The 11,716-nt window shown below is 34.5% G+C and carries 10 protein-coding genes; 4 read left to right on the top strand and 6 right to left on the bottom strand.

What is annotated here, in order from left to right; genetic code table 11:
* Positions 1 to 74 precede the first annotated feature (74 nt).
* The 6 genes from ABIB50_RS18540 to ABIB50_RS18515 all read right to left on the bottom strand — a co-directional run bounded on the left by ABIB50_RS18540 (position 75) and on the right by ABIB50_RS18515 (position 6,158).
* Positions 75 to 710 (bottom strand): hypothetical protein, encoded by a 636-nt coding sequence (locus ABIB50_RS18540; RefSeq protein ID WP_429382127.1) that lies wholly within the window; start codon positions 708 to 710, stop codon positions 75 to 77.
* Entirely contained in the window at positions 710 to 2,071 is a 1,362-nt protein-coding gene (locus ABIB50_RS18535; RefSeq protein ID WP_429382124.1) for a restriction endonuclease subunit S, read from the bottom strand. Before ABIB50_RS18535 ends, ABIB50_RS18540 begins: the two co-directional genes overlap by 1 nt.
* Positions 2,071 to 3,675, bottom strand: a complete 1,605-nt coding sequence (locus ABIB50_RS18530) for a type I restriction-modification system subunit M (protein WP_429382122.1) — start codon at positions 3,673 to 3,675, stop codon at positions 2,071 to 2,073. The genes ABIB50_RS18535 and ABIB50_RS18530 overlap by 1 nt, the downstream gene beginning before the upstream one ends.
* Before the next feature lie 8 nt (positions 3,676 to 3,683).
* The gene (locus ABIB50_RS18525; protein WP_429382120.1) at positions 3,684 to 4,466 is read right to left on the bottom strand and encodes a nucleotidyl transferase AbiEii/AbiGii toxin family protein; all 783 of its coding nucleotides are present in this window, start codon (positions 4,464 to 4,466) and stop codon (positions 3,684 to 3,686) included.
* Entirely contained in the window at positions 4,463 to 5,269 is an 807-nt protein-coding gene (locus tag ABIB50_RS18520; protein WP_429382118.1) for a type IV toxin-antitoxin system AbiEi family antitoxin domain-containing protein, read from the bottom strand. Before ABIB50_RS18520 ends, ABIB50_RS18525 begins: the two co-directional genes overlap by 4 nt.
* A gap of 664 nt (positions 5,270 to 5,933) precedes the next feature.
* A complete protein-coding gene (locus ABIB50_RS18515) occupies positions 5,934 to 6,158 on the bottom strand; it encodes an Eco57I restriction-modification methylase domain-containing protein (protein WP_429382133.1) in 225 nt (74 codons plus the stop codon).
* 935 nt (positions 6,159 to 7,093) lie between these two features.
* Here ABIB50_RS18515 and ABIB50_RS18510 point away from each other — a divergent pair.
* The 4 genes from ABIB50_RS18510 (at position 7,094) to ABIB50_RS18495 (ending at position 11,647) form a co-directional block, all read left to right on the top strand.
* The gene (locus ABIB50_RS18510; RefSeq protein ID WP_429382116.1) at positions 7,094 to 7,213 is read left to right on the top strand and encodes a helix-turn-helix domain-containing protein; all 120 of its coding nucleotides are present in this window, start codon (positions 7,094 to 7,096) and stop codon (positions 7,211 to 7,213) included.
* Positions 7,214 to 7,541: 328 nt separating this feature from the next.
* Positions 7,542 to 8,222 (top strand): glycosyltransferase family 32 protein, encoded by a 681-nt coding sequence (locus ABIB50_RS18505; protein WP_429382113.1) that lies wholly within the window; start codon positions 7,542 to 7,544, stop codon positions 8,220 to 8,222.
* A 53-nt stretch (positions 8,223 to 8,275) separates the two neighbouring features.
* Positions 8,276 to 9,991 carry a glycosyltransferase family 32 protein gene (locus tag ABIB50_RS18500; protein WP_429382111.1) on the top strand — a complete coding sequence of 572 codons (1,716 nt, stop codon included), beginning with the start codon at positions 8,276 to 8,278 and terminating at the stop codon, positions 9,989 to 9,991.
* Between the two features lie 84 nt (positions 9,992 to 10,075).
* A complete protein-coding gene (locus ABIB50_RS18495) occupies positions 10,076 to 11,647 on the top strand; it encodes a DUF6734 family protein (protein WP_429382109.1) in 1,572 nt (523 codons plus the stop codon).
* Positions 11,648 to 11,716 lie beyond the last annotated feature (69 nt).

Below are 11,716 nucleotides of genomic sequence, written 5' to 3'. Positions count from 1 at the left end.
AAAACGCTTTTACAGCTCTCGCTGCTATCGTTCGCCAGCTAATCGCCTGGTCACTTTGCCACGGAATCAGGTGGTCAACATCCCCGGAATATCAACTCGGCTTCTCGGTATTCATTATACTTATCTCTAACAGCTTGCAGATATTCATCTAAATGAATTAGGCGACTTTTTATAAATGGTAAGCTTAGAATTTCATTTTCTCCCGATGAATATCCAATAATATGAGCAGGTAAATATGTTTTTCCTTCAGCAGCCGATTCTTTATTTTTTGAAGGAACTAGCGAAACTTCTCTTATTTCGACTGATTCATCAAAGGGAAAGGGTTGGATGAACATTTGAGGCTCTCTCCCTTCTTCCTTAACAATAGTTACTTTATCAAAATAATAAAGAGTATAATATTTTCTATTGTGTTGACCAATTAAATATTCTAAAGTAAAAGCGTCTGGTGTACATTCTACTCTTCTAAAGTTCTGAGAGTTTTGTATACTCTGGGGTAAATATCTTGCCACACAGACCTCTAAATGATAAAAAATATTAACTATAGCCTCTAATACATTAGATTTACCGCTTCCATTTAAACCTGCAAAACAAAATGGACGGAAATATTCCATAGCTTCAGTATCAGCCAGAGTGTGAAAGTTTATTTCAAAGCCTTGTTGAAGACTTCGAAATCCATCTTTGTTTTCTATTTTTAACCTGAGTAGTTTCATCAAATAGTCAGTTTTACACGTTTCGACCTATCGTCAAAGATTTGTTTTACTCTATTCTCTTTTAAAAGTTCAAATACAAATTCCTTTGCTTTGTCATAAAGCTGTTGGTCATAGAACTTATTATCATTTAGCTCATCTTTGTCCAGCCTTTTCAGTAATAGTCTTATTGTTTCTTGGCTGCTATTTTCTTTGAAAAATGTATAATCATTTTCCAATAACATTTCTAAGTCAACTGCTGTATTAAAAGCTAATTCGCCTTGAAAAGCCTTTTGGCTTATACTGTTTAATAAATTATTAATTTCTGATAAGCTTCGTTTGTGTCTATCTATAATTATATCAATTTTTCTAACTCTTTTAGTAAATAACTTTTGAAGCTCTAGCGTGGGTACTATTACTTCAAGTTTTCTTAATTGACTTATATTGATACGAGGGGCTGCTCCACCACCACTCATATTTATTACTTGATTTTTGATCGAATCAGAGTTTAACAATGCCCAGATAAATTCATTAGTTGACAACTCTTCATTAGCAATAAAAAGCATCATTCTTTGACCTAAACAAATATTATAATTTTCAGGAATTCTTGCTGCGTTGCCAAGCCTTCCCCCTTCCCGTGTATAAATAACTTCACCTGATTTTGGTTTATGCCGTGATATTCTTCTTAAATATGTTTCTTCTGAAACTGTCTTTGTTTCTTTTAAATCAATATAGTTGTTCTGAATATCACCAGATCTAACACAATAGAAATTACTGTTACCATCAATATATTCTGGAGTTTCGTGAGGACAGTCAACAATTTTACTGCAAAGAAATTCTAAGGGTTTTCTCTCCCAACCTTTAGAGTTTAGGATTGAATCACCAAACATATCAAGAAAAGATGCCCTAATTAATTCATCGCATATCGATAAGGTTTTTTCTCTTTTATCAATAATAGATTTGACCTTATCTAAAATTGTTACAATTTTATTTTGAGTTTCTATATTAGGAATAGGAATTTCAATTTCGTCAATATATTTTGAAGAAATATTTTTAAGACCAGCTCCCTTAAAACCCCTTTCCAAAATATGGAGATTAACAGATAAAAAGTAATAAGCATATTTTGTATTTACACTTTCATTTTTTGCAATTGCAATATAACAATGAGATGTTGCAGCAAAAGGCAAATCCGCATAGTGAATACTTGCTGAACCTCCATTCCCAATAACTAATGACAGTTGGTTGTATATTGGATTATTCGTTCGTTTATTTACAATACTACTAGAGGTGTAAAAAGGAAATTCACCTTGCTCATCTTCATCACTTGCCTTTAAATTTGACTTCTTTAAAAAATCAAATAGATGCTTAAACATTATTTTCTCCATCACCCAATCAAGTTTTTAAGTTCTTCCATATCCTTTCGTAATTCGTCTTCTAATTGAAACAAGGACTTTAGAATGTCTTGTGGTGATTCATAAGTTTGTATTTCATATTGGTGCTTTTTGTACTTGTTATATGTTAAGTCCAAACCATTCTCCTGGATTTCGGATAATGGTACAAAGAAGTAATCTAATCTTTCGGTAGGAGTTTCTGTGTATCTATTTTTATAAGCATTAATAGCAGGAGGTAAAGGATTTTCGGATAGTTTCTTTCTATTATCATCTAAACTATAGCCGTCATTTTTCAGTTCATAAAACCAAACTCTTTTCGTATTAAAATCTGTACTACCTTCTTTAACTTTAGAGAATACTATGATTGAAGTTTTAACGCCTGCATAAGGTTTGAAAACCCCATTTGGCAGAGAAATGACCGCCTCTACATTATTATCTTTTAATAAAATTTCTCTTGTAGCTTTTTGATTTTTGCTTCCACTAAACAAAACACCTTCTGGAATAATTACCGCCGCCTTACCTCCTTTACGAAGCATTTTTGAAATACGAATTAAGAACAGTAATTCACTTTGAGTTCCATGGCTTTTGAGCTTATCGCTAACGCCATCTTTGTTTATTCTACCTGTAAATGGAGGATTTGCAAGAATTATAGAATATTCTCCATCCTTATGCTGTTCTTCATATTCTTTTGATAAAGAATCTAAATTTTCAATTTGTGGAATTTTTATCCCATGGAGCATTAAGTTCATTAAACCAATACGCACCATATTTTGGTCGATATCAAACCCAAAAAAGATCTTACTGTCTAGCTTACTCCAAATTTTTTGATCCGTTATTTCCTCTCCGCCATTTCTTTTAAATCGGTTAAATCCGTTTTCGTCCTCTATGATATTTTCCGCTTTTGTATGTTTTGTGAGTATGTGTTGATATGTTCCCAATAAAAATCCTCCCGTACCACAGGCAGGATCACAAATCTTATCATTTACATCCGGGTCTATAAGTTCACACATAAACTGAATGATATGTCTTGGTGTTCTGAATTGACCATTTTTACCCGAAGTCCCAATTTCATTAATGAGATATTCGTAAACGTCTCCTTGCGTATCTTGAAATTGTTGTCCCCCTTCTTGTTGCTTTTTAATATCTTCAAAAATGCTATCTATATCATCAATGGCTTCTTTTAGTAAGGTTGCATTATTAATTCCAAAAACAGCGTTTTGCATATGTCGGGTATAAGGCTGATTGGAATCATTTAAGCCTTTTATAAAAGGGAAAGCCTTTTTACTGACAACCTCTAATATTTCATCTGCATTGCCTAGTATTGAAAAATTTGACCAACGACAATCGTTAGCACTTTCCATCAGCGCTTTACCGTTTTTCCCATTCAAAGGCTTGCCGTTTTTATCTAATTTTTGTCTGACAAAAAGCGTTTTATATCTTTTATTCTGAGTTAGCGCTTCTTTATCTGCATCATCTATCCTACGCAAAAACAACAAATATGAAATTTGTTCAATTGCCGTAATTGGATTAGTAATCCCTCTACTCCAGAACTTATCCCAAAGCTTATTTATTTTTGATTTTAAATCGGCTGATAACATATATATACTTATATCTTTTCTAAAATTTCTTTTTTTACAAATTCGTAAGCTTCGGTAATCTTATAAGATAGATCCGGCCTTAATAAACCCTCCATATCCCGCAAGAAATCATGATCTAAAATTTTCTTTTCCATGTTTTCTATAAATTCTTTTTGCGTTACGGTGTTACCTTCTTCCTTCATATAAAAATTCCACGCTTCAATAATCTTACCTGGGTCAACATTAGCTTGTTTTAGTGCAAACCACATGTCAAACAAATCTCTACCTTTCCGCCTTTGATATAGGGCGCGCATTTTAGTTCCCAATAACTCTGCTAACTCATATGATGGTATTAATACTTCACCAGTATACCACTCAGATTCCATAGCATATTTTACATCTTGAATGCCAAAAATGGTGTGGTGTTCTCTGCAATTTACCTCAACTTTTAACCGCAACGGAATTCCCCCTTCTGAATCAAAGCGATATACTAGTGTGTTATTATGCTGTTTTTGTTTGCGTATCGGTTTATCGCCTAGAAAAGATAAAACCTCTCTTAGCTTATCTATAATTGGCCCAAACGGCTCTGTAGTAATTTGTACTAAGTCTATATCCTCTGAGTATCTTGCCGCGGGCGATAAATGTAATTTATGTAATGCAGTGCCGCCTCTGAAAGCCAGTTTTTCTTTTAAGTATGCATCTTCATATATCGCCATTAAGGCTCTTTCAATCACAATATCCTGCTCAACCTGGAAATCTTCTTGCCAGGGAGCCTTTTTTCGCCATGCAGTTATGTATGCTTGTGGTATCATAAGTCTGTTTCTATTTCAACATTTGGTACCACCTTCCAATCATTACCAGTAACCATGTCCAACCTTTCCTTTTGTGGTCTTAATAGTACAGGAAAATGATTTACTGTTTTTAAATGCTCATTCATAGGAGCACTCAAATCTTTTCTATTCAAAATGTCTTCTAACAAATATCCTAAACGCTGAACGGCAGTGATCGGTGAATACCTTTTAGCTGTTTCAAGCAGCTTATTTGCATTCATAACTTCGCTAAGTTCTTCCAACACGGTAGCAACCCTATTTAGCCCGCCGGACTGGTCAAAATAATACACCAGATCTAAAGCTGTTAGTTCAGCTGATGAAACATTTATAAATCCAGTATCAACTTTTCGTTGCACTATATCTTCTTTTGCCCATTCCTTTTTAATGTAGAAGTTGATTTTTAGGTTGTCTTTTTTAATGTCTCTTAAGCTGGGCTTGATAGTTATGACTGAAAAAGATTGCGGCTGCTGGTGTGCAGCGCCATAATAAGCCGCAGCATTTAACAGGCCTATGTAATAATCCTTGTCGAGAAACTTCATTAAGTCTGATATAAAAAAAGAGGGTGGAGGCATTCCCTTACTTCTATATTCCGGAGTAACAATTACATAGAACTCATTTCGTACCAAAGCTATTTCCTGCTTCTTCTTTAATCTTTGTAATGCTTTCTTTATTGCTTCGTCTGATTGTTCAAATTTATTGCGCACCTCTTGCAATGAAAAAGCATATCTTCCATTGGAACGAAGTTCTGTAATAAAGTCCTCAAGATAACCGTATTGGCCTCGCATTTAAGTTCTTGTTTGTTATAAGGGTTATTCTATAACCCCTTTTGCAGATGTAAACTTAAACAATTATTCGATATTGACAATTTTCTCTGAAATTTTGTTACCTTTGTATTGATATGGAAATGCAATTGCTCTTGAACATGATGTAAGATTGTGATGCAGGCAAAAAGGCTTTCGATAATGCTAAAATAGGGTTCTTTTTAAAAACTAAATATGTAGTTGCGTTATTCGTGGCACTTGCATGTTTTTAAAACATAAGTAGCTGAGGATTAGTTTATTAATTGCTATGTTCTCTTCCCCTACGGGCTACATTAAATTAAATAACAACCCTGTAAGTAAGAAGCTTACGGGGTTTTTTGTTTTAATTCGGACAAATATCGGACACTAATCGAACACCCACCTATATGCCAATATTAATATATTAATAATCAAAATAGACAACCATTACTGACAAACTACTGTCACAATCCTTTCAAACAATTCTCCGACCTTTGATAAATGTCAATAGACACAGCCGATAATCTATCACCTGGTACTGACAAAACAGTGTCACCATCTTATAAAAGCATTGTACCGATATTTGTATAGTTATAACCATCAGATGTAACATCCGTCAACAAATATCGTAAAAACACTTGTTGAAATAACGTAATTATACGGTAACGATCTATCGTATAGAAACGTAACATATGATACAGATACGGGTGTAGGTATTTCGTTCAGCAAACACTTGCTCGCCACCGAAATTGATAATAGTAAGATCTAATGCTTCATCTTGGAAATATTGCCGTAATGCTCGGCCGTTGACGCTTTTGATAAACGTATTGACCGTAATATATCCTAACCTTCCGGTAGGATTTAAGGCGTTGATGCCGATTTGAAAAAACGGAATGTACCTTGGTGATTACAGGATACAACCTTCTTCAGAGGGCCAATATTCACTGAACACAATTGAAATTAGGTGATTAAAACCAGAGGCTCGGATCACCTGCTTTAAGACCTGAGTCTGTACGTGATATTTCGACCACTTACCAGTGTCTGCATTTAAGTAGATGATTTTTGAAAACGCCCCTACATAGTTAAAATAACCACATTATTTCCCTGTACTAAATATCCTTTTCTCAGTGCAACTTTTTTCTATCGTGGGTGTACAACTTTGCCTTCTTTACTTTAACCAACCCGATCTCAACTATTGGGATAGCTTTTTAAAGTAAAAGCGATGTCCACAGAAGATTTTGTAATGTCAAATGCAACTCGCTCTGATGTGGTGTCTTTTAATATAATCGTTAGTTTTTTATTGTTGTCGTTCAATAATGCCTTCGACTTAACAGTGTCAAATCCAACTGCAATCGCGAAAATAGCATAGCGGCTTATCGTCTATTGCCTTACCATATATATTGAGGTAATTTGCCTCCTATACGTTTAAGCATGTGGACTCAACGATCCAAATATAAATAGCAGCCCGACAGTATTTTATCTTTATGAATATCTTAATCTCACCGCAATTACTGAAATAGATTACAGCCTGCCTATTGCTCTTAACATTAAATATCTAGAGCCTTATCTACGTCGTCAGCGCACATTGATACGCGGTATTCGTGTGGGGACATTCCATGCAGTCGCTTCGTCCCCCCAGCACGGACCGTTGCCCAACTCGCGCACCAACTTCGTTACTCTGCGTTGGTTTCGACGGATCGCAGACGTAATTCCTCAGAGACCAGGCAATCTGACAAATTTGCAATGCTTTTTATGCGTAACTAAAATCAATTGTATTTTATATTAAAGCGGTAGTTTTCTATATTTACATTGTAGCGAAGCGCTTGATCAATGACAGAACTAACCTCAAATATTAGCAGAACGATAACCGAGATTCGTGAAATCCATGGAATGGAGCAGCAAGCATTGGCCACCCTATTAGGCGTTAGTCAACGGACGATTTCAAATTGAGCAAAGTACTGATGTTGAAGATTCAGCTTAAATAAGATTGCTCAAGATTTAGAGTTACAGTTGAAGCAATCAATAATTTTAGCGAGGAGGCTGTAATAATAATATTTCAAGTACATTACATGACAATGGAGATTCTGTAAATAATAATTGTAATTTAAGTTCCCGATCAGGTAGACAAATGGCTTGAACTTATATAAGAGAATAAGTAGCTTTAGAATTACACTTTAACGCTGTTGTATTATTATAGGGTAAACAATTTAATATTATTTACACGAAGGTGTTATATCAAGGATGTCTACAATAACTCCCACATGGTCAATTTAAGCTTATGACGCCAATTCCTACTATCATTCATCAAACATGGAAAAACGCGAACTTACCTTCGCCCTTAGACAGTCTTTCAGAGACTTGGAAACATTTTCACCCTGATTGGGATCACATACTTTGGACAGATGAAATGAATAGGGAATTCATAAAGGATCACTACCCTCATTTTCTCGCCAAATATGACCAATATCCTTCCAATATTCAAAGAGTAGATGTATTCCGCTACTGTGTGCTCAACACAATGGGCGGACTATATGTCGACTTGGATTTTGAATGTCTGGAAAATATTGAACCTCTTTTAAATAAGCAAGCTTGTGTAATCGGAAAAGAGCCACAGTATCATGCGGAACGTTATTCCAAAAACATGATTCTATGTAACGCTTTCATGGCCAGTACACCTAATAATAAGTTTATGCAGTTTGTTTTGAACAAAATAATCTCTCATTCAAAAATTGAAGTTAACTCACCAACAGATGTTTTAAATTCGACGGGGCCATTCATACTTACCGATGGCTATAATGAATATAATGAGAAATCAGAGGTTACAATTTTGGAATCATCTGATGTATATCCCATTAATATGTTTGAAACCAAATATATCTTAGATAATACAATTTCGGATGAAATGCAATTGAGAATTGACAAAGCTTATGCAGTACATTACTTTTTCGGAACATGGTGATACGCCAAGGCAAAACAGGAAGAATTTACCTGCCATTTATTCTTTAGCTATTAATGAGAAAAACAAAAAAAATCCCATCGATTATTCATTTGGTTTTTTTGAATAAAAATGAACCGTATCCTCAAATATTCCAGAAATGCATTGCTAGAATAAAGAGATTGCATCCAAAATGGGAAATTAGATTTTATAATCAGGATGATGCAGAAAAGATTATTTCCAATGAAATGCCTTTTTTTAAACCAATTTATGATAATTACCACCACACGGTACAAAAGGCAGATGTACTTAGGGTAATCTTGGTTTATTTATTTGGCGGGTTCTATTTAGACATGGACATGCTGTGCATTAAACCGTTAGACGATTTACGCCGATTTACATTAGTCTTGTCCGAAGAGAAGACACTGACAAAAAGTGTGTGTAAAAAACTGGGGTTAAAAGAACGGCTCAGGGTCGCTAATTATATGTTTGGGAGCGTACCTAAACATCCTTTTTGGCTGAAATATCTTCAAAGTGCTGCCATGTTATCCACAATAGCTATAAAAACGGAAAACGACATTTTAGAATCTACGGGTCCGGGACTGTTAAGCAATCTATTTTCAAAATTAAAGTATATTTTCCCCGAAATAGTTCTGCTTAATAATCATGACCGGCAATGCTTGACGTCCGGCCACCGTCAGATAGCCTGTCATTTTGGAAATTATGCCGCACATCTTCACCGAGGCACTTGGAGATGGGGCGGTATTGCATTAACTCAAACAACTGGAAAAGAAAATCACCACTTAAAACAAAAGCAGTCACAAAATGTCGTTGAATCAATCAACGCTCTGTTAGGAAATGTAAAAAATCCGAAGTATAAATTACATTTTGTTCTGCCTTCAAATGATCCTAGTCAAAGTATTTTCAGCCTTATCAAAAAAATTAGAGGGATAGAAACAAAGTCAAGTTTAAAACTGTCTTACGGAGATAATTCTCCGGGGGGCAAAAAATCCGCAGACCAGAAAATACTTTTTTGTGACAGCATCGTACCGTCGGACAAATTAATCACGACAATGAATCAAGACTATATCGGATGCATTGTAACAAGCGGACATTTGAAGAATGAATTCACATCATTAGGATTAAATATCCCTATATTTGCAATTAACCCAGGCTTTGTAAGGCTAAAAAGAAACTTCAGTGAAGAGTCCGATTGTAAAAGTTTTAATATCGGTTACACTTTAAACTTATTTACCAAAGAACAATTAGATCTTACATTAGCTGCATGTAAGGAACTTTTAGCGAAAGAAATACCTAATATCTGTTTAAAGATTTATGTAAGCAATTCCTTTACTTGTAATTTTGAACATACGAACTTTAAGAAAAAATCTATTGACATCCATAAGGGATCGGGAACTTTTAAAGACCGCTCCGAGTGGTATAATGACATTCACTGTAATCTATATTTGGCGTCAAAACCCAGTTATCCTCTTGTTCCTTACGAAAGCCTATACTTGGGTATACCAACGCTGACGACTAAAAACTTCGCGGATGAAATGCAACTAAATGAAAGATATTTGAATATGGTAGACCTTAAAACCAATCAAAAATCTGCGCCAGCCAATAGAGATCAAGTGGATGTTTTAAAAGCATCCATCATTGCAATTCATGATAATTATGAAAAACAAAAAAAAACAGCATTTAAAGGGGCGATTTGGACTGAAGATAAATGGTCACTTGAAAGCGCGCAACAGGAGTTATTAGAGGTCGTTAATTTTTTTACCCAGAAATAATTAAATGCAAATACATTGTTGAAAAATCAATAAGAAGCTCCGCGTCCGCCTGCCATACTACTTGTCATCAGTAAGTTAGATACAATGAGAATCGTACAATCATTTTGGTCCTGTAAGAAAAGCTTGATTGAAAATAGCTTTGGCTGGTTTTCTCCCCAATATCATATTATGTCTTGGGCACTTAGTTGTTTGAAGTTAAAAGAACATTATCCTGATTTACATCTTTTTACAGACAAGAACGGCTATGATATATTAATAAACTATTTAGATTTACCTTATAAAAAAGTCAATGTTTGTTATGATGGCATCAATGGATACCATGAGAATCTTTGGGCATTACCCAAAATATTGACTTATTCATTTCAAGATAAGCCGTTTATACATGTTGATGGTGATGTATTTATCTGGAAACGATTCTGTGCTGAATTGGAATTGGCGAGCTTAATTGCACAAAACGCCGAACGTGGCACGGCGTATTACACACGTTTGATGACAGATATAAAGAAAGATTTAAACTACCTTCCTGGCTTTCTAGAACATGCACTGAATGAAACGTCAATAACTTCTTACAATGCCGGTATTTTTGGGGGAACAGACTTAGCATTTATCAAAAATTTCAGTGATCAGGCAATTAACCTAGTAAATAATAATTACGGTATTAAAACAAAAAAAATGCCATCAGCGAACTTCAATATCTTATTTGAACAAATACTTTTTGCAGCCTTATGTAAAAAAGACAAGAAAAAAGTCACCACTCTATTTTCTGAAACATTTGATGATATGGGCTATGCAACTCGTAAAATAGCAGATTTCACTTCAGCCTCGTTTGGTTTGGATTATATCCATGTGATCGGTGATAAAAAACGGCAAGAAAAAATATGTGAATTGCTTGCCGGAACATTACTTAAACATTATCCTGACTACTTCTTTAAGATAATCGCACTTTTCAAAAACAATCATACTCATTACGAAAAAAAAATCTCCATAGGTTTGTCTCAGTTATTAGACACCGAAAACAATAAAGAATCTCGTCAAAGCAACGAAAATAATTTTTTTAGATCCGCATCCTCAGACCATTTTATCAATCAACCAATTACCAAAAAAGAAAATTATACAACCATGACTGAAACCGGATTTATACATTTCACCGGTTTAGAAGAAATAGGGTGGTATAGAGAAAACTCCGACCGGATAAATAAATCATGGTTGAATATAGAATACGGGAAATTACACGACCTTGAAAATTACTCGACTGATTGGTATTCATTTTTTTTTGTATCAAAAGAACAACAAATTGAAACCGTTTTAAAACGGCACCCATATTTGGAAATTGTGGAACCATCTTTTAAGTGGACTAACAGCATAAAAAAGCAAATAAATAAAAACCTCGTCGATGAAGCTGGCGAACATTTAGGTTTGGCTTATATTCCACAACTATTTTTTACCGGAATTCGGGAAATTATTATTGACGAGATAGATTATAATATTTTGACTATTTTAGAACAGCCTTGTACTCTTTTTGATATTCTTTCACAATTTACGGACTGTTTAGAAGATACAGGAGATAGTAATGACCAGGGCATTATTTATGATATTATGCTTATTAAATTAAAAAAACTTTTTCTTAATAGATGCATTTACATCGAACCTAATTAATTAAAAATATCTGATATTCAATTTCAACAATTGGAGTAACGCTTGGTAAATGTTGTATCCCCAAATACA

The sequence above is a fragment of the Mucilaginibacter sp. UYCu711 genome (genome assembly GCF_050433825.1).
Taxonomy (GTDB): domain Bacteria; phylum Bacteroidota; class Bacteroidia; order Sphingobacteriales; family Sphingobacteriaceae; genus Mucilaginibacter.
This window is presented reverse-complemented; position numbering and strand designations above follow the sequence as displayed.